Source organism: Pseudoalteromonas sp. NZS71 (genome assembly GCF_015864715.1).
GTDB lineage: Bacteria > Pseudomonadota > Gammaproteobacteria > Enterobacterales > Alteromonadaceae > Pseudoalteromonas > Pseudoalteromonas arctica.
Window position 1 is genome coordinate 88247 of record NZ_JADYWS010000015.1, and the last position, 24140, is coordinate 112386.

General features: G+C 38.1%; 23 protein-coding genes. 17 read left to right on the forward strand and 6 right to left on the reverse strand.

The window, feature by feature from the left end; all coding sequences use genetic code 11:
• Positions 1-7 precede the first annotated feature (7 nt).
• The 4 genes from I6E85_RS11595 (at position 8) to traN (ending at position 6377) form a co-directional block, all read left to right on the forward strand.
• Complete coding sequence (locus tag I6E85_RS11595) at positions 8-511, forward strand: S26 family signal peptidase (RefSeq protein ID WP_024590297.1); 504 nt, start codon at positions 8-10, stop codon at positions 509-511.
• Positions 498-1919, forward strand: coding sequence for a TrbC family F-type conjugative pilus assembly protein (locus tag I6E85_RS11600; protein WP_024590298.1), 1422 nt, complete (start codon positions 498-500; stop codon positions 1917-1919). The genes I6E85_RS11595 and I6E85_RS11600 overlap by 14 nt, the downstream gene beginning before the upstream one ends.
• A 142-nt stretch (positions 1920-2061) precedes the next feature.
• On the forward strand, positions 2062-3312 hold the full coding sequence (locus I6E85_RS11605) for a TraU family protein (protein WP_024590299.1): 1251 nt from the start codon (positions 2062-2064) through the stop codon (positions 3310-3312).
• Positions 3312-6377, forward strand: a complete 3066-nt coding sequence (gene traN, locus I6E85_RS11610; protein WP_024590300.1) for a conjugal transfer protein TraN — start codon at positions 3312-3314, stop codon at positions 6375-6377. The genes I6E85_RS11605 and traN overlap by 1 nt, the downstream gene beginning before the upstream one ends.
• A gap of 74 nt (positions 6378-6451) precedes the next feature.
• Here the strand turns inward: traN and I6E85_RS11615 are convergent, their stop codons facing one another.
• The 3 genes from I6E85_RS11615 to I6E85_RS11625 all read right to left on the reverse strand — a co-directional run bounded on the left by I6E85_RS11615 (position 6452) and on the right by I6E85_RS11625 (position 7853).
• Complete coding sequence (locus I6E85_RS11615) at positions 6452-7312, reverse strand: hypothetical protein (protein WP_029753599.1); 861 nt, start codon at positions 7310-7312, stop codon at positions 6452-6454.
• 80 nt (positions 7313-7392) lie between these two features.
• Positions 7393-7623 (reverse strand): hypothetical protein, encoded by a 231-nt coding sequence (locus tag I6E85_RS11620; RefSeq protein WP_024590302.1) that lies wholly within the window; start codon positions 7621-7623, stop codon positions 7393-7395.
• Positions 7620-7853, reverse strand: coding sequence for a helix-turn-helix transcriptional regulator (locus tag I6E85_RS11625; protein WP_158001141.1), 234 nt, complete (start codon positions 7851-7853; stop codon positions 7620-7622). Before I6E85_RS11625 ends, I6E85_RS11620 begins: the two co-directional genes overlap by 4 nt.
• A gap of 113 nt (positions 7854-7966) precedes the next feature.
• Between I6E85_RS11625 and I6E85_RS11630 the strand changes: the two genes are divergently transcribed.
• The 13 genes from I6E85_RS11630 to I6E85_RS11690 all read left to right on the forward strand — a co-directional run bounded on the left by I6E85_RS11630 (position 7967) and on the right by I6E85_RS11690 (position 20268).
• Positions 7967-9883 (forward strand): UvrD-helicase domain-containing protein, encoded by a 1917-nt coding sequence (locus I6E85_RS11630; protein WP_024590304.1) that lies wholly within the window; start codon positions 7967-7969, stop codon positions 9881-9883.
• 784 nt (positions 9884-10667) lie between these two features.
• Positions 10668-10991: a hypothetical protein gene (locus tag I6E85_RS11635; RefSeq protein WP_024608178.1), complete on the forward strand. Its 324-nt coding sequence runs from the start codon at positions 10668-10670 to the stop codon at positions 10989-10991.
• A 744-nt stretch (positions 10992-11735) separates the two neighbouring features.
• Entirely contained in the window at positions 11736-12368 is a 633-nt protein-coding gene (locus I6E85_RS11640; protein WP_024590305.1) for a hypothetical protein, read from the forward strand.
• Positions 12369-12422: 54 nt separating this feature from the next.
• Positions 12423-12728, forward strand: coding sequence for a hypothetical protein (locus I6E85_RS11645; protein ID WP_024590306.1), 306 nt, complete (start codon positions 12423-12425; stop codon positions 12726-12728).
• A gap of 134 nt (positions 12729-12862) precedes the next feature.
• Entirely contained in the window at positions 12863-13906 is a 1044-nt protein-coding gene (locus I6E85_RS11650) for an AAA family ATPase (RefSeq protein ID WP_024590307.1), read from the forward strand.
• A 38-nt stretch (positions 13907-13944) separates the two neighbouring features.
• Positions 13945-14496 carry a hypothetical protein gene (locus tag I6E85_RS11655; RefSeq protein WP_024590308.1) on the forward strand — a complete coding sequence of 184 codons (552 nt, stop codon included), beginning with the start codon at positions 13945-13947 and terminating at the stop codon, positions 14494-14496.
• A 94-nt stretch (positions 14497-14590) separates the two neighbouring features.
• Positions 14591-15682: a DUF3150 domain-containing protein gene (locus tag I6E85_RS11660; protein WP_024590309.1), complete on the forward strand. Its 1092-nt coding sequence runs from the start codon at positions 14591-14593 to the stop codon at positions 15680-15682.
• A gap of 176 nt (positions 15683-15858) precedes the next feature.
• Positions 15859-16032, forward strand: coding sequence for a hypothetical protein (locus tag I6E85_RS11665; RefSeq protein WP_155945838.1), 174 nt, complete (start codon positions 15859-15861; stop codon positions 16030-16032).
• A 132-nt stretch (positions 16033-16164) separates the two neighbouring features.
• Positions 16165-17292, forward strand: coding sequence for a toprim domain-containing protein (locus tag I6E85_RS11670; RefSeq protein ID WP_024590310.1), 1128 nt, complete (start codon positions 16165-16167; stop codon positions 17290-17292).
• Positions 17285-17533, forward strand: coding sequence for a class I ribonucleotide reductase maintenance protein YfaE (yfaE, locus tag I6E85_RS21220; RefSeq protein WP_033027823.1), 249 nt, complete (start codon positions 17285-17287; stop codon positions 17531-17533). The genes I6E85_RS11670 and yfaE overlap by 8 nt, the downstream gene beginning before the upstream one ends.
• Positions 17534-17693: 160 nt before the next feature.
• Positions 17694-19535: a hypothetical protein gene (locus I6E85_RS11680; protein WP_024590311.1), complete on the forward strand. Its 1842-nt coding sequence runs from the start codon at positions 17694-17696 to the stop codon at positions 19533-19535.
• A 32-nt stretch (positions 19536-19567) separates the two neighbouring features.
• The gene (locus I6E85_RS11685; protein WP_024590312.1) at positions 19568-19918 is read left to right on the forward strand and encodes a hypothetical protein; all 351 of its coding nucleotides are present in this window, start codon (positions 19568-19570) and stop codon (positions 19916-19918) included.
• Positions 19919-20010: 92 nt separating this feature from the next.
• Positions 20011-20268: a hypothetical protein gene (locus tag I6E85_RS11690; RefSeq protein ID WP_024590313.1), complete on the forward strand. Its 258-nt coding sequence runs from the start codon at positions 20011-20013 to the stop codon at positions 20266-20268.
• A 196-nt stretch (positions 20269-20464) separates the two neighbouring features.
• Here I6E85_RS11690 and I6E85_RS11695 read toward each other — a convergent pair whose 3' ends face one another.
• The 3 genes from I6E85_RS11695 to I6E85_RS11705 form a co-directional block, all read right to left on the reverse strand.
• Positions 20465-21427: a hypothetical protein gene (locus tag I6E85_RS11695; RefSeq protein ID WP_024590314.1), complete on the reverse strand. Its 963-nt coding sequence runs from the start codon at positions 21425-21427 to the stop codon at positions 20465-20467.
• Positions 21428-21688: 261 nt separating this feature from the next.
• Positions 21689-22780, reverse strand: coding sequence for a ParB family protein (locus I6E85_RS11700; RefSeq protein WP_024590315.1), 1092 nt, complete (start codon positions 22778-22780; stop codon positions 21689-21691).
• Positions 22780-23997: a ParA family protein gene (locus tag I6E85_RS11705; RefSeq protein ID WP_024590316.1), complete on the reverse strand. Its 1218-nt coding sequence runs from the start codon at positions 23995-23997 to the stop codon at positions 22780-22782. Before I6E85_RS11705 ends, I6E85_RS11700 begins: the two co-directional genes overlap by 1 nt.
• Between the last annotated feature and the right edge of the window lie 143 nt (positions 23998-24140).

Consider the following 24140-nt stretch of genomic DNA (forward strand, 5'->3'; position numbering starts at 1 on the left):
GACCCAAATGAAAAAGCATGTTTCAGCAATTTTTGTTGCAGTTTCATTCATATTTTATTTTATATATTTTTCTTCTCGGTACACGCTGGCTTACCCGCCGGGGCAGAGTGCGTGCCTTAACGCGTCTTTTTTCTTAATAGATAAGTGGGATATAGACATTGAACAAGGCGATTTAGCTTATTTTGAAATGAATGTTGAAAATCAATTCTACCCAACGGGTTTACGTTGGATCAAAAAAGTTGCAGCTATGCCTAATAGCGTCGTGTCAGTCGAGGAAAATAAAGTTGTGGTAGACAATTTAACAGAGTTTTCTTTGTCACTAAGACACATCATAACCGCATTAAATTTAGCTGATAACAGTATTGGCGAAATTGAAGATTATACAAAAGTAATTCAACTTGAAAATGATGAAGTATTCATGATTGGCGAGACTATTAACAGTTTTGACGGGCGCTTTTGGGGGCCTCTTAAGAAAGAACAAATTAAAGGAACAGCTTATGCGATTTTCTAAATTAATGACTTTAATCGTTGTCTTATCATGTGGCGCTCACGCACAAACTGCAGAAGAACATGCAGCAAAGGTAAAGCAAGATGCTGCCAATGCAGTCAAATCTATTGATCTGAATAATTCCCCGTTTGAAATTCCTGAAAGTATGAAGGAGAAATTTAGACAAGCTGCTCAGAATAAAGGTGATTTCGCTCTGCCAGATAGCAGCAATAGTTCAATGCACGAGATGACCCCAGCGCAACGTGAACAAATGAAAGTAGCGATTGATAATGTTAAAGCTAAAACAGAAGAAATGAAGGCAAAAGGCTGGTTAGACGCTTTTGATAAAGAAACGGTTAACAAGCAAGTTGAACAATATCGAGCCTCTGCGCAAATGCTTAGTGAGCAATCCACCAGCTCTCTTGAGCGTGCGTTACATGAGCATGCAGGACTAACAAAGGAACAAGCTAGCCACTTTAATGCAAGTGCTGATACTCCAAAATCACGCCAAAATGAAGCCAATGAAAAAGCTATATTTATTAGTTTTTCAATGGACAGAGAAACAATAAAAAATATTATCTACTTAGCCAAAAAGGAAGGGGCTGAGGTCTATGTAAATGGGTTACACCCACAACATAAAATGGTTAATGAAACGATGATGTTACTGCGCGAAATTGTGCAAGGCATTGAAGAACCTCCTATTGTGCGCTTTAACCCAACAGCCTTTAAAAAGTACGATGTAAATTCAGTTCCTACGATTCTTTATCGTGAACTTGATAGATATATCATTGCCTCGGGTGTGACCAGCTTTGATTGGTTAGAAACGGAATATAAAAATCAAAATGAAAGCGTAAATTACGGTGTAACAGGTCCTGTTAGCCAAGTTATAGAAAAAAGCATTATTGATGAAATGAAAGAGCGCATGGCTAATTATGATTGGAAAGCTCAGCGTAAGCGCACAATTGATAGTTTTTGGTCACGACAAGATTATACCCCACTCCCTAGAGCCACCAGCACCGAAGAATGGTTAATTGATCCAACAATATCTGCATCAAAAGATATAAGCACACCGCGTGGCGAACTGATTGCTAAGCAAGGCTCAGTAATGAACCCACTTAAAGGACATGGTGTTGGCTTTACGACAGTTATATTTAATGCAACTGATATTAAGCAAGTTGAATGGGTGTCGAAAAAGTTAAATGAAATGAATACGGTTGGCCAACTGATGTTAATCACTTCACAAGTGAGTAAGCAAAAAGGTTGGGCACATATTGAAGCGCTACAAAATCAGTTTAAACAAAAAATATTTTTAATGCCAAAAGAGCTGGCATCTCGATTCCAACTATCCGCCCTACCAGCAGTCGTTAAAACTGATTTACAAAAATCAATGCTTCACGTTACACAATTCGATATTAATGAGGAAGATAAATGAAAATTATACCCGCTTTATTTTTCGTGGCCGTCGGTATTTGGATAACTTACACATACCCTGATGTTGCCAAGCAAGCATACTCCTACATAGTTGTTGGTGTTAACTGGGCGCTCGCAATGCTCAATGATTTGAGGGGGGCTTAATGTCATTCTTTAATATTAAAAACAGTAACAAAAACAAAAGTGGAATGACCAAAAATATAATGTATACAGCATTATTCTTTTTAGCACTTATAGCTTGTACGGCAAAGGCTGAAGATGTAATTCCTAGTGGGACTGCTGCAAGTACCGACGGTGTAGGCGCTTCATCTGTGATTTGTGAAGATGCAAACTTATTTACGAGTGTATTTACAGGCATTTGCTGGGATTGTTTTTTAGATAACGTTTCATTACTTGGTATTGGCAATCCTCCAGACGGTGCGGCACCCCGCTCTCCTGTTTGTGCGTGTGAAGATAGAGCCGGTGTTCCTCAAATTGGTTGGCCTCTTGCTTTTTGGCAGCCACAGCGAGTAATTGAAGTTACTACTATCCCTTGGTGTAGCGGTGGTTTGGGAGGTATTAGGCTACAAAATAGTTATGAGGGTCTTGGTCACTCAAACGAAGCGCCTAAAGATGGCACTCGCTCAACGAGTGGCTTTTATCAATATCATTACTATTCATACCCAATAATGGTGATGCTACAAATGTTTGTTATGCCCTCATGTAGCTCTGAATACGTTGACTTTGATTTAATGTACCTGAGCGAAGTTGATCCATTGTGGCACAATGATTTACTTGCTCTTCTGTTAAATCCAGAAGCAATTATATTTTCTAATCCAATTGCACAAGCTTATTGCTCTTTAGATTGTGTTCGCGCAACAGCTGATGCACCAATTGAGTCCTCATTTCCTTGTGCCGGTTGTGATGGAAATTTATACCCGTTAACAGGCTTTGTATATCCTCAACCTGACCAAGTTGCAGCAACTTCATTAATATCGCAAAGAGCAATCGCATCTCTACATCGTAAAGGTTTAGCTCGAAAGACTATGGGGCCTGAAGCGCAATGTGAGCCTACATGGGCACCAATGACACCTAGATCTCAGTATAAATTCTCTATGTTGTATCCAATACCTGAGTCAAGCACTACACCAGTACCTAATTTTGAAGTAGATGATGAACTTACTGGTCCCGATTCTATTCAAGTGCAAGCGGGTGAAGGTGAGAGCATAGAGGCGTATGAAAACTGCTGTCATCCTATGGGAATGTCAACAGCGCGTTGGTGTGTTCCCGTTGGTGGAAGAAAACGACCAGGTAAAGATAAAACGTTTTTATACCTAATTTGGAACTATCGTGATTGTTGTGTAAGAGATTTACCGGGTGGTGGTGGTTCTGGCAGCACAGAGGGTGGTGAGTAATGTTAAAAAATATAGGTGTATATGGTTCACTGATCATTTCCACGATGCTAGTAAATTCTAGTGCGTTAACGGTAGGTATGCTTTTAGGTACATACTCAACATCAAGTTACGCTCAAGATGAAGACAAAATACTAAAGGACTTAGATAATAAGTACGATATTAGTAATCCATATCGCCATAATTTAGAAAGCAAAACCTATGATGTAGTACCTCGAGCTTCAAGGGATATGACAAGTCAGCTTGAGACTATGATCCTCAAGTCTAACTCAAGGACCAACACGGTTGATATAAAAGGTACAACAGGCTCAAATGCGGATATGACGACGGCAGTGAAGAATGCAAATGCCGTTAGCTCAACCCAAATAATGCCCAGTGTTGACCCCACTACAAATGACGTAAATGTTAAGTTAAACAAAAGCCGAGCTTTTGAAACGTACCGCGATTCAAGTGGTGCAATCAAAGTAAGGCTTAAGCCAGGGGCAGACTCTTCACTTTCACCTGTTAGCGTATCAGCAGACGAAATATATTCTTCTGAATTAAATCACGGACAAACAAAATGGGAAGGTGAAGGAACGTATGAAGATGAAGATGCCTTTTATCAAGCTGGCCGTGATTCTAATGCGAGACTTAGCTCAACGGCTAACAATACAGGCGAAGCTGTTGCTTATCGAACAGTTTTAAGTAATGCCCAATCGGGCGCACAACAAACTGTTCCAGATGCAATAATGGCACAAAGCTATGCAACATTAGATGAATTAGAAACTGGCGGTGCTGGTTTCTTTGATTCATGTGGCTCAACAACTGTCGCTAAAAGTGGAAATTTATATGCCCCAAATATTGAAGAGAGGTTTTGCCAAAGGCTACAAAAAGATAATCCATTTCATTGCCAAGTAAAGCGAGCAGTGCCTGTAATTTCAGATGCAGTGCTTACTGTTGCAGGTAAAGGGCGAAATATATTAACGGTAGAGTTTAATCTTCAAACAGGAATAGTTAAAGCTATAGAACCAACGGATTCGATTGCTTTTGATTTTAACGTAGCTGCAAATGATGCCTTTAAGAACATGTGTGCAACTGATCCAGATGCAGTTTTTAGCCGGGTTACACTAGATACTTGGGAAGGGACAAGCTTGCCGGGAAAAATTGATAAATCTACGATAATGACTGAGCTTCAAGCGCCAAGCTGTGCAAATGGCTTGGTGGGTATTATTAGCATTGAAGATAAAACAGATGAGTATGGTGACACTGAATGGATTCTAAACGCTCAAGCAAAATATAGATTTGTAGGTAAGCTTGGTGAAGATACTCAAATTCCAGAGGGATGCTATGACGCGCTTTCAAGTGAAGATAAAAAAACAAAGGGACTAACTTCTTTCCCACCTGATCCAATCACGGGAGAATTTGAAGTAAATGGACAATGTACGTTTACTGGTTACCAGACAATACAAGGTGGCTTACAGGGGTATGATGAAGAAATGCTAGCCTCTACCCTGCCATGGTATGACGGCGATATAGAAAATATATCGTGGGAAGTTAACTTAGATGGATATACATGCGATCCCTTTAAAGGTGAAAAAGTATGTACTAACGTAGAGCAACCCGATGGCTCGGTAGATGAGGTGTGTAGATCGTGGGACGAAATTCAATCTACAGGAGGAACGTGTGGAACTTATGAAGAAAAAGATGAATGCGTCGAAATTAAAACAGAGTGTACAGAAGGTTTTACGATTGACGGTTGGAATTACTGCGTAAATGAAACAGTAACCTATGAGTGTGACACAGGCTATGACGTTGACTTTGAATATGAGACAACTGAATCATCATGTGAAGGCATGTTGCCATGTTCAGGTGGTGAATGTAGCTGGGGTGAAAAAGAAGAAAACGAAAACTTCCTTAAAGCTGCGGCCATAGCAAACGTTATGGAACAAATACCAGGTGAAGCTTCGTGTGATGTGCCGGGCGATTTATCAACCTGTCGTATTTTTGAAGGTGAAAGGCAATATTGCTCATGGGCTACCGCTTCAGACTGGGGTAATGATTGCTGCGAAGCACCAGAAGGTATCGACTTTCTTGATTACCTAAACATGACACAAATGATGCTCAAGTTTGAAAATCAGCAAATGGGAGGGGTATTTTCTGAACCCGCTGTAGAAGCCATTAATGGTGCATGGACTACGGTATCTGACTCGGTGACTTCTACAAACGCTTGGGAAAGTCTTAGTTCATTTTATACCAGTGCCGTGGAAACCGTTACGGGCAATGTTGCAACCGCTGTACCGGGTGCGGCTAGCGGTTCTGCAGGAGCAGCAGCTTCAACTGTAGCTGAAGCTGGCTTAGGTCCTATGACACAATATATATATCAACTTATTTATGACGCGTTGCCAGAAGAGTTGGGTAAACTTATGTTCTCAACAGCTGTGTCAACTGAGGCGGGAAGTGATGCGGTTGTAACTGGTTTAAGTGATGGGATGGCAAGTGCCGCTAACTTTTTGGGTGCGGTAATGTTTTGGTATTCTATGTATCAACTAGCACAACTGGTTGGTTCATTATTAACTGCATGTGATGAAGTTGACAGTGATACGGCACTTAAACTTGAAATGCGTCAATGCTATGCGGTGGAGGATAAATATTGCGCTAAAGAAGGCTTAGGTGTTTGCTATATGAAAAGGCAGGATTATTGTTGTTATGGCTCTATTTTAAGTCGAATAGTTATGGAGCAAGCTCATGTATTACTAGGTAAAGATATGACTGAGTGCTCAGGGCTAACGCATGAGGAATTACAAGCACTAGACTTCAATCAAATTGATCTAAGTGAATGGATTGGCGTAATGATTGAGTCAAATTTAATACCCGAGTCGAATCAAGATGATTTAAGCGCTGGTGGTAGGTATGAAAACACTGAATACAGAGAGACACCCACTGAAAGGACTCTACAAAGAACAAGCAATGCAGCTGAGGGAGCAAAGGCTATTAAGGAAAAAATGAACGAACCATTGGATTGTTCAAAGTACCCGCGTCCACAAATTTGTGAGTTCGGGTTTACACTTGGTAGTGAGGAAGGCGGCTGATATTCTTTAGGATGTTAAAATGCCAGCCTAATAGGCTGGCAACTAGAGAAAAATGAATATCTAATTCAGAATAATTATTTGTTTAATTTAAAAGAAGAATTTTCTTTAGTGAATAAATGCATTGTATTGTTATGGATTACGTAAGGGGCTGGAACAGTGTATTTAACCCCACTACCCCAACGACCGAATGTTTGTGGTACTACCGCAAAGCCTGAAGTAGCAATAGCCATATCAGTAAAACCTGCATACCCGCCATGGAAGGTTACTGTAATAACACTTTGTTGCTCACCCTCATAGTTTACCTTTCCAGTTACTTCTACGTTTACTGGCGTAGCGCATGAGCCTTCGTATTCACGTTTTACGTTAATGAATTGTCCTGAGTTATTAGCAAGATCATACTTTAATTTTGGCTGCCCTGTCTTATCACACAGCGCTCCATCAAACATAAACATAAAGTTGTTATCTCTGCCGTCAGCACTAAGCCTCATAATGCCAATGTAATTAGAGTTTTCGATGTTTTCAAAAGTTTTTGTTAATTCAGATTCTACAACTTTTACTGCGTCAGCATCGACGTTTGGGCTATCTAAATCACCTAAAAAAACAAGCATAGGTTTCCAATTAAAGGCTCTGTCTGCCTCTGATTGAGCACCCATGCTCCCAGCTAAATCAATTAAGCCACCAGTTAGGAAAGACATAGCGTATTCCGCCCCAACTAATGCTCCATTTGCTTTGAATTGCGCTTCTTCTGGTAACGCTACATCAGATAAACCTGCGGTTTTACGTGTCATTTGAGCCACATTTAATGCAAAGCTAGCATCATCGTCAAATTGATAAACTTCATTTGATTCCATTGTTATAACAGGTGGCTGAGTAGACATACAAGCTGCCAATGAAAGCGTAGATAGTGCTAAGATTGATTTTTTTATGAAGTTCATTTTTTTAATCCAAATGTTTAATTGCATGTATTAAAACATATTTGTATAAATAGGCTACTGATTGAACTCAATATTATTGATTATATTAGGTGCAATCGCCACAATTCTTCTATTTCGTATACTTTTTCAGTATAGGTATCTTTAATTACGCCACCAGCGGTTACTGTCAAATACAAAACTCTACTAAGCCCACTTTTCTGGCGATACTTAACTGAAGCATGGCAACCAGCTACTTTGTTTATTGCTTGTGAAAGTTGGTCAAGGCTATAACAAAGAAAATCCTCTTTGCCCACTGTTTGAATTTTAATCATGGCTGTAATCCATCCAATACCAGTCCTGTTTTAAATTGAGAAACATGACTTCGCAATATATAAGACAATTTAATAAGTTGACGCTCTTGCGGTTTTGCCTTGCCACTTTCCCAATTTAGGTAATCGCTTACTTGTACATCTAATTTTGTGGCAACAGTTTCTGGCGAAAGTAACTGCTTCTCTCTTTGTGATTTGATACGTCTACCAAGAATGCGACTGTATTTGTTCATATACATATTTACCCTACTTCGAATTTACAGAGGTCATTTTTACCTATTGTAAAATTTAGGCTACTGGACAGGAAATAATAGAATGCATGTTTTAGGCACTTGTAAGATTACATATGGCATTAACAAACGATCAAAACGCTGTAGTTGTACACAGAGACGAAAACAAACTTGTACTCGCTTTACCCGGAAGTGGGAAAACCCATTTATCAATAGAACTGGCCAGTGAGATTATAAAGGCTAATGAAATTAATAAACTAATAATGGTTACTTTTACTCGTTCATCTACAAAGGAAACAGAGCATCGAATTTCAAAATTGATCAGTGAAAATGACTTAAAGCGAATAGATATAAGAACGTTTGCTAAATTAATACTTGACCATGCACGACCGCTATTAGATGGGCGTAGTTTAATAATGGGACCAACACACGATTCATTTAAACGTCGTGCTGTAGGTACAGATGAAAAAAATCTACAATTTTTAGATACACAATTCCCTGTAGAGTATCTATCATCAAATGGGGATATTGGCGAGCTTTCAGAAATTTCAATGAAATATCTTCAAGCACTCTGGCAGTACAAAAAAGTTGATTTAACGACATTGAGTATAGAGCTTATTTTTGCATTAAGTGCTAAGAAAATTGAGCCGTTGGATTTTACTCACATGCTGGTGGATGAATTTCAAGATACGTCAGCAATAGAATATGCTTGGATAAAAGAGAATAAAAAAGAGAATAGATCCTTTACGGTCGTGGGAGACGATGACCAGGCCATTTATTCTTGGCGTGGCGGTTTTGGTTACAAAAACATGGTTAAATTCCAAGAAGAATTTGAAGCCAAAGCTTTCCTTTTAAGTATTTGTTTTAGATGTGCACCTGAGATATTGGCGTATGCAGCAGAGCTCATTGACTATAATGTAGAGCGAATGCCAAAAAGCATGAACTCTGCAAAAGATCCGGGTGGCAGAGTCGTTTTCAAAGATTATGCACGTTTAGATATTGAAAAAGCCCTTAAAATTGATCCTGAACGTATCCACCAATACAAAAAAGAAACTATTATAAATAGAATCGTACCAAGTGGATTATCTTGGCATTACCGCAGAGCAATTGAAAACTACCTTAACCTCATTAATCAAAAAGTGTACGCCAATAAACCTGATAAAGTCATTATGAGCAAAACTTCAGTACCGTTTGAATGCCAAGGCGTAGTAGCCCTAGAAATAGCTCAAAACCCTAAAGGCTGGGCAGTGTTAGCTCGAACCAATAAGTTATTGGATTTGATGCAGGAAGAATTAGTTTACTTAGATATTCCTGTTGAGAGGATTGGTGGTAAATCTATATGGGAGTCACCATTGATTGTTGGCTTAGTCAGCTTATACAGAAGCTTATCGAACCCGAAAAGCATGGTATTTATTGATGATGCACTTAGCTTTATAGGTGTACCAAATAATGTTATTAGCGAAACACATAAGCATGTTGTTGAGGTTGGCGATATAAATAAGGTTAGCTCATTATCATTGCCGGAAAACAAAAACCTAAATATTTATTTGGACTTGGCCAAAAACATACCTAGTAATGACGATGAAGAAGGAATTGATGAGTTTATAAGTAAAGTTTTTAATATTGCATCAGTAATATCAAAGGATCACGAACGCGCTGTTAATAAACTACGGTTAGTTTCTGACCGACTACAAGGTTATAGCGGGTCACTAAGAATGAGGGTGTCAGCTTTGATTCGCCTTATGCAGATGAAAGACGAAATTGACCATAGCGATAAAGATAAGGTGATACTGGCCACTATGAATGGCTCAAAAGGACTTCAGTGGGAAAAAGTATGGATAATAGATGTTGAAAAAAATAGAGTGCCTACAAAATTTAGAGGCGATAGTGACAATGAGGACAGTAAGTTAGCATTTTTAGAGGAAGAAAGGCGTTTGTTATACGTGGCCATCACTAGGGCTGAATCACGATTACATATAAGTTATCGCCATGGGAAGCACTCGCAATTTATTGAAGAAATGCAGCCAGATTAGGCGTTCCTTTAAACGGAAGTAGTCTTTTATCAGCGAGGTCAGAAAACTATTTGACCTTGCTTCAATTTTTTAAATAAAAAACAGTACAAGCATTGTAAAAAAAGTAAATGCGTTATATATTCAAATTATCGCTACGGCGATAAACCCATTTTCGCTACGGTGAAAATAAATCGCTACGGCGATAAACCCATTTTCGCTACGGTGAAAATAAATCGCTACGGCGATAAACCCATTTTCGCTACGGTGAAAATAAATCGCTACGGCGATAAACCCATTTTCGCTACGGTGAAAATAAATCGCTACGGCGATAAACCCATTTTCGCTACGGTGAAAATAAATCGCTACGGCGATAAACCCATTTTCGCTACGGTGAAAATAAATCGCTACGGCGATAAACCCCCTTTCGCTACGGCGAAAATAAATCCCTACGGCGATAACACTTTTCGCACCTGCGATCGGTTTGGCTAAGCCAACAAAACGAATTTAAATATGAATACCAACCCCCCTCCCCCAGTGAGCATTAGCTTATCTGGTATTTTTCATGCTTAAAATTTATTGAAAACATAACTACCTAGTTATGTCCTTAATAATTTTTACCGTTTTTTTTAACTGAAGTTTTTAACTTCGACTCCTTGCATGGAGTATAACCCTTAGCGGCTTTACATCCCTGTATCGCGACGGTTCAACCTTTTTAGGTCAATGAATCATATGCTACGGCATCAACCCCAAACCCAACCAAATAGTCCTGCTATTTGTAAATTAAAAAAACGGAGAGTAACCACTCATGCGAAACTTTAAAAAAAGCGCACTAACCCCTAAGGCAAATAAAAACATCTTTAGTAATTTTTTCAACCTCGTTGGATTAGTTAATAAATGTATTTATCTGCCGACCTATTTAGTTTCAAAACTTTTTCATAGCGAAAATTTCTTTGGGCGACTCGTTGTTTTGTTTATATGGCTTATGAATGTTATATCCTTAATGTTTATTTCATCTACCATGACAAGCACAACAGGCTTATTAACCAATCTTAGCAACTTTATTGTTTCGTTTGGTCTTTTAAGTGCAGTTCCCGTTTTAATTATCCAATTTAGAAAAGACTCTTTTTAAGTTTAACCCCTTAAATCGTAACTAAATAAACCCAAGGCAAATAAAACACCATTAGCAATCCATTCAACCACGTTGAATTTGCTAATTAATGTTCCTAATGCCTAACTAGTAACCGTACTTTAAATCGTAATTATTTATTTGAACCACTCGTTGTAATGCTTATATTGTTTTGACTGTAATAATTTTTTATTCCTTTCATATTTTTCAATTAACACTACATGCTTGCTAACTATCCTTAACAATTCTTTGTTTCTTTTAGTTATTAATTCTGGTTTTAATTTATTTCTACAATTTCAAAGTCACTTTTTAAGTTTATTTCCTTAAATCGTTACTAAATAAACCCAAGGCAAATAAAATGACATTAGCCACCAATTCAACTTCGTTGAATTTGCTTCGCTAAAACCATTATTTTCCACACATTTTAGTTAACTCACTTTCATAGCAAACATTTCATAAACCACACGCCGTACTGAAAATCTTAATTTTGAATGTAATATTTATTTCCTTCATTACTATGATTATCGCGACTCACTTATTGACTAACCCTAACAATATTTATTCTTTGTTTTGTTTAGTGCTTTAAGTTTGGTTTTGTTTATTTGTATTTTGAAAGTTCCTTTTTAAGTCCAACCACTTAAATCGTAACTAAATTAAACCCAAGGCGTCAGCCTAAACCCTACGGGAGTATTTATTCACTCCTTTGGGGTGCATGTACTCCCGTTTTTTATATCCCGGAGAGTAACCATGCAAACCCATGCAAAGAAAAATAAAGTTAACCACCTAGACAAAATTGAATGCGTTTATCGTATACAACACCACGGCTCTACTGTTAGAGCTTGTGCTAAACGTTTTGGTGTTACTGATAAAAAAGTAATTAGTTGGCTTTCGATGCACGAAAAAGGTGAACTTATTAAGCAACATGCTCAGTGGTCACCAAGTTGGAATAGAGAAAATGTAATTCAACACCCGTTGGATTTAGATATATTGCAAGCAATTAAGCGGGGAAATCCCACTTATGAAGACTCAATTATCTCTTTGTTCGACCCTGAACTTGATGCAGTTAACTGTATATCTCATGTTGAATGGCAAGATGAAGAAATTGAAAAACTATGCTTATGGATGGTTGATCGTTCTTTAGAAATTCTGCGTGATGTTGCTATTGATAGTGAAGACTTAATTGTCGAGCTTGAGTTCGTTAGTTCTAACTATTTTGCATTAATTTGTAAAGCGTTTGGCTTTGATCATGTTGAACTCCGTAAAGGAATTTACCATGAACTTAGACTTCGCGGTGTAAATGTATTTGCATTAGAAATGTTAGAAATATCATCTGTATATACTCGTTCTGGAGTTACTTATGTTCCTAACAGTGAATACTAAGCAGTCTCTAAACAATGTACTTACATGTGTATTTGAAATAGATGGAGAGATTAAATGAGAGATTTAGTATTTAGGCAAGCATTTGCTTATAACTTAGTTGAAATTATCACTGCGATAGTTACATCTAAATATCTTAAATTTAATTCATTTATTAACAATACTGATATTTTGGTTTGGATTGCATTAGAGCAAGGTGATGTAGTTCCCCAATTATATATTAGTGAGATAGACAAAGCTTTAACTGAGCTATCAACTGATTTTAATGGGAAGTATATAGAAGCATATGCTTTAGCAGTTCAAACATATAACGAGAATTATGAAATTGATAAAATGGCTGAATCAAGCATTTACGTTTCATAATTTAACAACTGTATAAAAAGTTCTAAACCCTAAATTTAATTCTAAAGATTAAATTTAAAACCCTAATCGGGGATAGTTTTCCCTGATAGGGAAGATCTATCTCCAAAAAACTTAATTCCTTTTGGAGAGTAACCATGTCAAACACAAACACGGCAGAAAACGTAACAGAAATTCAATCAGCAAAAGTAAACTACAACGAATTAGAGAAGGTCGATGCACATAGCATTTTTCCTGATTTTTTCACTCCCGGTGAAAGAACTCTTACTCGTCGTAAAAATCGTCACCCTGATTGTCAAGGCTCTAACAAGTATTACATTCCGACAGAAAAGACGCTTAAACGCTTATTATCTTGGTGGATGGCTCCTGTTCAACTTCAAACTTTTGGTTTGCATGGTGAAACAGGTACAGGTAAAACTGAAATGTTACTTTTTGTAGCAGATCACTTAAATGAACCTGTATACATGGTTAAGTGTCACGGTAGCTTAATGCCAGAAGATTTAGAGGGTTCACGAGTTCTTATGAATGGTGAAACACCTTTTAATCCTGGTCCAGCTGCTAAAGCTTACGCTAGCGGTGGGTTAGTAATTTTTGATGAACTTGATAAGGTAAATCGCAACACTGGTGCTGCGATTCATGGATTACTGGAAGGTAAGCCTTGGCCTATAGAGCAAATTGGAAAAACACTAACTAAACACTCATTGTGTCGTATCGTTGCCACAGGTAACACGACTGGTGAGGGCGGCTCAGAGTTCTACACTTCTTCACAGAAGTTAGACGATGCCTTACGTTCACGTATCGGTTGGTACAGAACGTATTACCCACAACCAGCACAAGAGTTAAAAATAATACAAAAGCAATTCCCTGCAATCCCATATGCTGTCGCACATAAGATGGTCTTAGTCGGTAACGAATTAAGAAAATTACGTGTGGGTGATGATGGTAAAGGCATTGATGATCCAATCGGTTGTATTTTTAGTACACGAACATTGGTTAATTGGGCTTTTCATACGATGGTATTTGGTAAAGATGCGGAATGGCGCGAAGCCTTAGATTTCTCTATGCAAGGCGGTGTTGATAGTGATAGCCAGGAAATAGTTGATGCAGTATTGCAGCGATTATTAGGTTTAGATCTTGATAAACCAAGTGGAGAAGTTTTTGCCTCACACGCAAAAAAGTAACAGGCTCTTCCATAAAACCGGTAGCTAGTTTTTACGATATGACAGACAGTTTAGATTGTTCCGTTTTTGAAGCTCACGAGTTTCCAGACGGTTCATTTAAAGCAATGTCTATCGGTACTAATGCTAATGGAAAGAGATTATCGGTTACATTTAGTTGCGTTGGAGTATTTACTGGTCTTAATAGTATATACAGAAAAGTTAGTGATATAGAGTGGGTGGATAACAATACGCATCTTGATGATGTTGTTACACACTTTACGATTAAACACAGCACTGAATACAAAGGACAAGAAGCGGTTGAATTAGGCTTTCTACCATGTAGGCCGTCTTCGTACCCAACAGAGTCTTTCGATGTTATTACTTTAAGTAAAAGCAATGATGAACTTTGGGCCATTGGTCACTTTAACAATGTTCTTTATGTTTTTTACAAAAAGAACAAACGTTATGGTGATTATTGGATACCGCAAGTAGTAGATAGTAAAGTTTCTTCAAGAGATCGTATTCAAGAAAAGCTGGATGATGGGTATTTAACTACCATTAATAGCTTTGTGTTCGATCACAAAACTAGAAACTTAGAATATTGTAAATAGAGGCTAACACCTCTAAACCTAAACCCTACAGGGGCATAATACCCCTGAACAGGGTTGTTATGCTCCGAATTTATCAAACCCCCGGAGAGTAACCATGACAACCCAAACATATACAGTCGATTCAGCAAAAGAAGCTTCTAAACTAGCCGCAAACAATGCCAATTTAGACATTAAAAGTGGCGCTTGTTTAATTTCAGTAGAAGTTCAAGGAGCATGTGGCGAAAGTATTATCTCTGATAGTAAATCGTTAATAGATGGACAAGTGCTCGACTCTGAGTTGCTTTCAGGTACTAAGCTACGCTGGTTCCCGAAAGAAAAGCTTAGATTTGTTAGTAAGTGTTCAGCTCAAGCTCGTCGCGCTCTTAATCAACGAGGTATTAGCTTTGCAAAAGGCGCTACCCTTGTACCAATCAGTCAATTAGATGATTTGATTACAGAGTTAAATGAAATTGATACTGAATTTAAAGCTGAAGTGCATAACCTTAGAAGTGAGTATGAAAACACTATTGAAGACCATATTTTAAATAATAAGCCTGTAGAGGCCTATATTAGAAAATGTTCAGATGAAGCTAGTAAATTTGCTGGTCGATTCACATTCAAGGTGCACCCACCAATGGCAATTCAACCTCTTTTTGATGGTGATGAAGATGTTATGGCTGTTGAAGCGAGTCAAACTTTGTTTGATGAAATTTCTAACGAAGCAGCGGAAATCTATCAAAAGTCGTTCCTTATGGCAGAAAAAGCAACAAGCAAGAAGTTAAAACCAGTTTTCGCTCTACGCGATAAATTGGTCAATTTATCTTTCTTGGATTCTACTGTTGCTCGTGTAGCTGAGCGCTTTTCTGAAGTGCTAAATGAATTACCTTTAACATACCCTTTAATGGGTGGTGACTATCACAAAGTATGTCATTTTTTGACACTTGTGAGTGACAGAGCAAAAGTTATTGCTTATGGAAAAGGTGGTGATGAGCTAAGCGAAGTTGAAGAAATAGAGGAAGTTGAAGAAGTACCAGTAGTGGATAATGCGTTAATTGCAGAGTCTAGTATAAACACTGAAGATAACCCTTTCAGTGATAACCCATTTGGAGAAGCAGTAGAACAATCAAGTAGTGACCCATTTAACTCTGAATTCATAGTTCAGCAGGAGAATGTGGCTATTGATAGTTTTGCTTTTGATGGTTGGTAATTAATTTTATCAATTGTTAGCACCAGTAAAAGCCTAGCGCTTTTGCTGGTGGCTTACTCCCTAAAAACACTTTTTTTGGAAAGTTTTTTTAAAGATTAAGAATATAAACCCACGCGGGTACACCTACCCGCTTGGGCATGGTTGTACCCCAAATTTAGATATTTTGGAGAGTAACCATGAAAACCGATTTAAAGAAAATGCTTGAAGGTAAAACTATTAAAACTGTAGTCCGTGGAGATTACGTTTTTAAAACAGTTGAACATGAAGGTAAAGATATTGTTGTAGGTGTTAGATCAGTCACTACTAATAGTTCTCGAAGAATTGAGAGTAGTGAACTAGTAACTGCATAACCACCATCCAAGCTCGCTTTTGCCCGCTTGGGTGGCGAGCTTTCTTTTTACCGGGTCACGGTGATCACCAATACACCTGAGACTCGGATGTATTGGGATCACCGTGATTTCGATATATGAGGAAGTAATATTATGAACTACAACAATTTCGACAAAATTAACCATGTTAAAGCATTAGTAGACCAAAGTGGCGGTTGGGAAAGTGTTCTTTCAAACTACCATGGGTTAGCGCAATCATTTGAAAAAGGTATTAGGCAGCAGCCTTGTCCTTTAACCGGTGGTGGCCGTACTAAGTTTAGATGGTTTCGAGACTACAGAGATACAGGTGGGGCATATCATAACGATGTTGGGCCTTTACCAGATGGTATATCAGTTGTGTCTTGGTATGTTGGGTGTTCTGTCTCACAGGCTTTAGATGAAATTATACGTATTTGCGGCGGTGACTTATCACGAGTTACTGAATCAGATGCAGCTAAAGCACAACGTAAGCATACCCAACAAAGCGCATACAAAACGTCAGAAGAGGCCTTAGCAAAAGCTAAAAAAGTTCTTAGGAACAATAAAGCTCAAGCTAAGCCAATTTTGAACACTCATGCGCAAGATTACCTTCGCAATCGTGGTATTAATTCGGACCTTACTAATATGTCTGATTTGGGCTTTCATCCAAAACTTGCATATAAGGAAAGCGATGAAACAAATTGGCAGCATTTCCCCGGAATGCTTGCCATGGTACGTGATGTGAACGGTAAACCTGTCACTATGCACCGCACTTTTCTCGACACAAAACTACCGGTTAAGGCAGATATTATGCGCAGCAAAATGATTTTTGCGCCTATATCTGATGTTCGAGGCTGTTCTATTCAATTAGACCAACCAAGAGACGTAGGTTTTGGAGAAAAAGTTATAGGTATAGCTGAAGGCATTGAAAATGCACTTAGTGTTCGTGAAGCTACAGGAACTCCTATGTGGGTCGGTATTTCGGATCGTTTAATGGAAGCTGTAAAGTTTCCAGATGACGTTACGTTTGTCCTAATTTGGGCTGATATTGAACCTAGTGGGGCTGGTCTTGCTGCAGCGAAGCGCTTGAAGGAACGTTTGGAAAAAGAGGGCAGAAATGCAGAAATCTTTGTACCAAATTGTCCTGAAGGTGTTGATAAAATTGATTGGAATGATGTTTATCAGTCAAAGGGCTTTGATGGTTTTCCACCAGCTCTTAGGCCTGAATTTCAACTTGATACTGGAGTTGTTATTCATGATTAAAATCATCACTTCGTCGCGTCAACATCACAGCGTAGAAAGCAAAGGCACAATACTTCAGAGTCTTGAACAAGGCTCCGTTGTACACAAGTCACAGTGTAGAACTGGAATTTGTGGCTATTGTAAGTGCAAATTAAAGTCGGGTTCAGTGACTTACGTCACTGAGCCTTTAGGCTTTATGTCAAACGATGAAATCTTGCCATGTATATCAATTGCTAATGGAAATATAGAAATAGAGAACTGAAAAGGGAAGTCCTTTTTGGTCCTCTATTTTTCATTTTATTGTTTCTCTAAGCAGTAAAACGAAAAGCAGATGATATAGAACCTAATAGCTCCGGCTATAAACCCTTAAATAAAACCCTATACGGCTTAGCCGTTAAACCCCCTATGGAGAGTAACCACCCATGAAATCAAAAAACAGAGTTATAAAAGTAGCTAGAGTATTATCAAAGTTAATGAGTGACAGAGAAGGTATTAAGGTCACTGTTAGTGGTAGTACGGCTTATAGTTGTGGTGGAAGAATTAATATTCCATTTGGCGATTTTACTGATCCTGATTATGTGTCTATGACGCATGGTTATATTGATCATGAAATTGGCCATGAAAAACACACCAGTTTTTCAATCAACTTTAAGAGTAAGTTACATTCAAATTTATGCAATATCTTTGAAGATGCACGAATGGAGAAGTTAGTTGGTTCAGAGTATCCAGGCGCTAAGTTAAACCTTGAAAAACTTGTTTTAATAGCAATTAAGAAAGGCTTGTTTAGTGAACCTGTGAGTTCTGATAATCCGTTATCACTAGTATTAACATACTGCTTATATAAAGGCCGTGTACTTGGTGCAGGCAACCTTTGTCTAGATCAATATGCTGAACAAGCTTTAGCGTATTTAAAAGCAACCTATGACAATAACTTTATAGATAGTTTAACTGAAATAGTACATGGAATTACAAACACTCGTAGTACGCGTGATTGTGCAGATATGGCTTGGAAAGTTATTGAGCTTATGAAAAGTACAGATGAAGAGGAGCAAGAAGAACCTGAAAATGGTGATGATAGCGACGATTCAGAAAGTGATGAGCAATCAGACGATGAGCAATCAGATGATGAGCAATCAGATGGTGAGCAATCAGATGGTGAGCAATCAGACGGTGAGCAATCAGATGGTGAGCAATCAAATGGTGAGCAATCAAATGGTGAGCAATCAAATGGTGAGCAATCAGATGATGAACAATCAAATGGTGAGCAATCAAATGGTGAGCAATCAGATGGTGGACAATCAGATGATTCAAGCACGGATACTAATGGAAATGAAGCCTCTGTTGAGGACCAAGAAAACGGTGATCAAACTTCACGAATAATTAAGTCAGTTATAGATGCTATCGAAGACGATAATATTGAAGTACCTGACTTTCATGAAATGATAGCCGAAGAATTGAGACGAGAAGCAGAAAACTTTAGCCCTTCTGAAGATGATTCCGAACTTCGCGATATATTTAGTAATACGTTACCTGTAACGACTAAATGGAGAGAGATGGGATTACCTTTCAATAACCCTGAATTAATACCCAGTGCTGGCAAGGCGGTTTACCGAACCCTACACAGAGCGTTAATTGATGACACAGAGGAGTTGAATGGTTTTAGAAATCGTGGCCGAAAATTATCTAGCAAAAAACTTGTTGGATCAGTTTTAGGTGATGATCGCATTTTCAAAACACCTGTTATAGAAAACGAACTGAGCGCCGCTATTAGTATTTTAATTGATGCGTCCGGTTCTATGGCTGGTGGCTATCAAGAGATTGCTAACGCGGTAGCATTAGCAATGTCTAAGGGTTTGCAAAGCTTACAAGTTAAAAATGAAATTGGTTTTTACTCGTCTGAGATGTGCCTATATATAGCAAAACCTTTTAACCAACAATATATCGATGCAAAACGCTTTCAAGTTTGTTCTGATTTATACACTCCAAGCGGTGAGGCAATGAAGTCTGCATTAATGAGACTGAATCGCCAATCTGAAGATAAGAAGTGCTTATTCCTCGTAACTGATGGTGAGCCTAGTTGTCCGGGGTCATTTATTGAAGCATTGGAGCTGGCAAAGATATTGGGTATAAGTATTGCTGTATTAGGTGTGGGGATGACTAGAGATAACATAGAAGGTTTAGATAACAAATACTTTACGAATGTAGAGTGCGTTTCAAACCTTAAAAGTGCGTTATCTAAAATTGTAAAATCAAACATATTTTAACTCTGTCAAAATATCGTATATAGGAGCGTGTTATGTGCGAAACAAAGCTTGTTTCGGGTTATGCAACAACGTTTGTTCATGTTGTTGCAGCTAACGTATGTGGTGAAATTATTAAACCAAGTGATTTAAAGTCATTAGATAGTGGTGCGGGTGACTTATACTGCGCTGCTTCATGTGGTGAAATAATAACGCGTACTAAGTTGAAGCATTTAGATGCATTGTTGATAGAAAACAACCCAGCATTATCGGGTTTGATTTTTAATGTTTACAATGAGGCTAATGATTTCTTAGAACCAATCTATGATCTTACTGAACTAGTGAGTGACGCAGATTATTTAGCAGAACAATACGAAATATATTCTCTATCTGAATTTGAGAATTAACACCGGCAATTAAATAATTGCCTTAAACATTAACCCAAAAGGGGGTCGCTCTCCCTTTTGGGATTGCTCCCCCTCAAATATGAGGATAAGCAATGAGTAATAAAAAGAAAAACTTCGACCAGATACTTGTTGAACTTGTTCTGATGGCTATATTAGTTGGTTTTATACCCAGCTTAATTGTAGGAGCTTTAGAAGATTCCTTTGGAGTTTGCATAAGCCAAGTTGCAGATGTGTGCCACCAGTTACAAATTCAAGGTTTAGTTAAAGCTATAGGAGCATTAATTTGCTCTGTAGCTGCGGTTGTCGTTTCATTTACTATTTCAAAGCAATATAACAAAGAGGACAAATAATATGGACACAAGTATTTATCAAATAGCTACGGTAATTGTGGTTTTGGTGACATTCAGCACACTTGCTGGAGGTCTTTACTTTGTAGCCAATAGGTCTTCTAGTTGATTTTGAAATAAATCTGTTCAATTAAAGCGTCCTTTTGGGCGCTTTTTTTTTGGCTTAAATTTTACTGCCGGAAAACCAATCTGATAAACACTAATCTAAACCAGGAGCAGTGTAGAAATGTTCCTTCCAGTTTTTATCTGTTTTCTTCCAAGTTCCATCAATTCTGGGAAATCTATTTAAACGCTCGACCCAATCAGCTAATGACGGTAAGTATTCAGTATCGGGCATAGCGATAGGGCGCTTATTACTGAGAACGCATTCACTTAGATAGCGAATAACATGTTTTTCCATTTCAGTTAAATCCCTATTGAGCTCTTCATCCTCAACGTGGGGCTTAGAAACTAAGTCAAGTTCAGGGTCAAAGCTTACATTGCACTCAGCAAGAAAATCGATTTCGGCTTGGTTTTTCTTTCTTGGCACTGAATGCGATGTAAATATACTGAGCCTACCTAATCCATTGGCTTTGTCTTGAACAGACGGGAATAATTGCGGGTATGTAAGGTAGACAAGTGCAAATGCCTCATCTTCTTCATAATATTCACTATTAAGGGTTAGATGTGAGGGAATAGCATCAGCACGCTCTTTCGTTAGTTTTAAACCACCATGCCCGGCAGTCTTAACAACCATTATTCCATCTGCGAGTTGTCTTTGCTCTACTATAAGCCCCCATGGTGATGTCAGTTCAAGTATCGCTCTTCGGTCTGACGGTGAATATCCAACGCCTGCATTTTCCAGCATGTTTAGCACCATGCCATGAGAGTAATTATACTTAATGTAGCGCGACAATCGTTCGCCTAGAGCTTCATGGGCGTTGTTTTCTGCTGTTATGTAAATTGGTTCATGTGGGCATGATACATGCTTTATAAGCTCATCCCACGATGCATAACCTAATGTAACAGAAAGGGCTTCATGCACTTCTTTGAGCGTTGGCGGCACTGAGTCGAAGCAGGTTACATCAAACGGTATTCCAGATTCGTTCCATTCGTAAAAAAGAGCATCAGCCCATGCACTCGCTTCTATAGAGTGAGCAGGTGTTATTTTTACGTTTTTCATAGTTACTTTCTTTTTATTTTTTTATGATAAGGTTTATATTAGTTTATAGGTTGTCAAAATCAAAATACCGTAAACTGAGGTATTACCTGGTTGTTAAGAGAGTAGGGTGAACAGAGTAAGTAAAGGAATAACGTGTATTATATCGCTGGAATAATTTGCGATATTTTGTTGTAAGTTATTGTTTTCAAGAAAAATAAAGAATAAATAATTCTTGTATAAAAAACACAAAAAAACCTGCTAATCAGCAGGTTTTTATCAAGGTTATTGGTTATGTTTTTCCAAGAGCGCTACTATAGCTTCTTCGATTTCTCGTTTAGCCTCTTCAGTAATTTTGTCAAATGTATAACTTACCTTTCTACCCTTTTCAGTTTTTTTAGCTGTTCTTTGATTACCCTTACAGTCAAACAGTTTAGTTGTAACCGCTTTATCCTTCGGTTTGGCAGTAAGTTTTTTGTTTGCATTTTTAATAAGAGTTAAAACAGCACTTTTATATTCATCGGCCGCAAGGTTATCATCTATGCTAATAATTTCAGTTTCGATTTCATCTATAAATCCATCAAGAAAGTTGTTACTTTCAAGTTCGTCTTGCACTTGCTTGAGAAGTTTATAGTCAGCAATAGCGAGCGTGTTCACATCAGGGAAAAGCGTTAGCATTTCCTTTTTTACCGAAGCAGCAGTGAGCGCTTTACTTATTAAGCTTTGGCTAACACCGAGCTGTTCTGCTAATGCAGTTTGATTTAAGGTTTCGCCAGTCTCATTAAAGTGATTATCTTTAATCAACTGACAACGCAAACCAATATCTCTTAAGCTATGCTCCTTTGCCGATTGAAGCTCTTTTGCTAACGCTTTCGCATCACTGACGCTTATATCTTCGCTAGAAACGAGAAGGTGAAACTCCTTAATCGCTCCTTCTTCATATAAAAACCGGGCACGCCTACGTGAGCCGTCTAATATATCCATCTTCCCATCAAGTAACCTTGCAATGGCCGGTGTATATTGTTGCGTAAGAATTGAGTTTAGATCTTGTAATGACTCAAGGGTTAAATCGTCTTGGAATCGTCCGTTAACCTCAAACGTGACGGTGGTATTATCGCGTACTTCTTCATAAGACAATGTAACAGGTGTGAATTCTACTTTTTTACCTGACTTCAAAGTCCATACTTTACTTTCCCCAACTGAACTTAAACCAAAGAACTCTTTAAGCACTGCATTTGTATTTTGATTTGAGCTTTCAATTGCCGATTTTAGATCCTTTGATAGATGCTGTATTTTACTTATTGCTGCGTCTACTATCGCATCTTCTCCACCTGGTACACCACCTGTCGGATTGTTAAAGCCACGTTTTTTTGCCATTATTTTTCCTCCTTACTGCTTTCACGCCATACTTTTGCAATATCTCTATATACCTGACTTGTTACTTCATACCCATTTACTTGAGCTTTTAGAAATGAAGATTTACTTTTGTCGTATTCACTTTTGGACATATCGAAGACAGTAGCCATTGATGCTTGGCAATTAGAAACAGCCTCAGATGCTTTAAACTCTTTTGAGTATAAATAGTCCGAGAAATCATCACACAAACCAGTCATCAATCCTGTCGTTGTTGTTGAGCCTTCTTTAAAATTAGTAAGTAACATTTTCATAAAATCGAAGCCGGGATGACCTGCTTTTTTTAAAATAGCCCACACTTGCTGAATAAATTCAAAGTAAGAACTTGTGGCATCAATATCGCTTTCAGTTACACCTAATGGGTAGATAATACCCGTCGCCGCGTAGTAAGCATTATACGTTGGGAAGCCTAGGCTCGGTGGGGTATCTATGATAATTATATCAAATTCACTTTCAACTTCATTGATAATGTTTTTTAAAATTGAATACGGGTTTTCAATTTTATTATTTATAACTTGTTCGTGAAACCAGTTGTCTAAAGCCCTATCTGATTGTGCAGCCGGTAGGATACGTAAATTTGGTATTGTTGTTGGTAAGAATGCATTTGAGATCACTTGCTGCTTTGTTTCACCTTCGTCTAGCTCATAGTTCCCAGTAATCAAATCACCAGATGATAGCTCACCCAACGCCTCTGACTTCGTAGCGTAAAAGGTGGTCAATGTTGCTTGTGCATCCATATCAATTAGGCCAATGCGAAATTCTTGATGGAACTCTGTTGCTAGGCAAGAAGCTAGTGTAGCTGCAGTAGCTGTTTTAGCTACGCCACCTTTTTGATTTTGTATCGCGATTACTTGGAGTTTTTGATTTGATCCACGGTTGAATTTTTCCGCTTTTCTCAAATCTTGAGGCATTAGATCACGTACCTTGTATATTTCTTCTAAGTCCAGTGACCACTGAGAATCATCATGTCTGCGAGGGTCGATGTTAGCTAATTTTGTGTATTTATCTATAGTAGCCGCATGCACACCTAAATAGTCTTTGCTTTCATTACGAGTAAAGTTGCGAAGTTGTTTTTGGTTATTACTCAACAATCTTCTATTACGTGCTTCTTTATGATTCGTTGCGCCTACACTTAAATTATAAAAATCTCTATCAGTTTTAGCTACTTTTTCTGAACTCATGAAAAACCTCATACTTAACAATTATTCTAGTAAAGTGATAGTACATAATATGTATAACTGTGTATACCGATTTTTGTAATGCGAGTCATTTTTTGATACATGAATCGTGCATTGGTGTGTGGGCAATTATTCCCATATATATC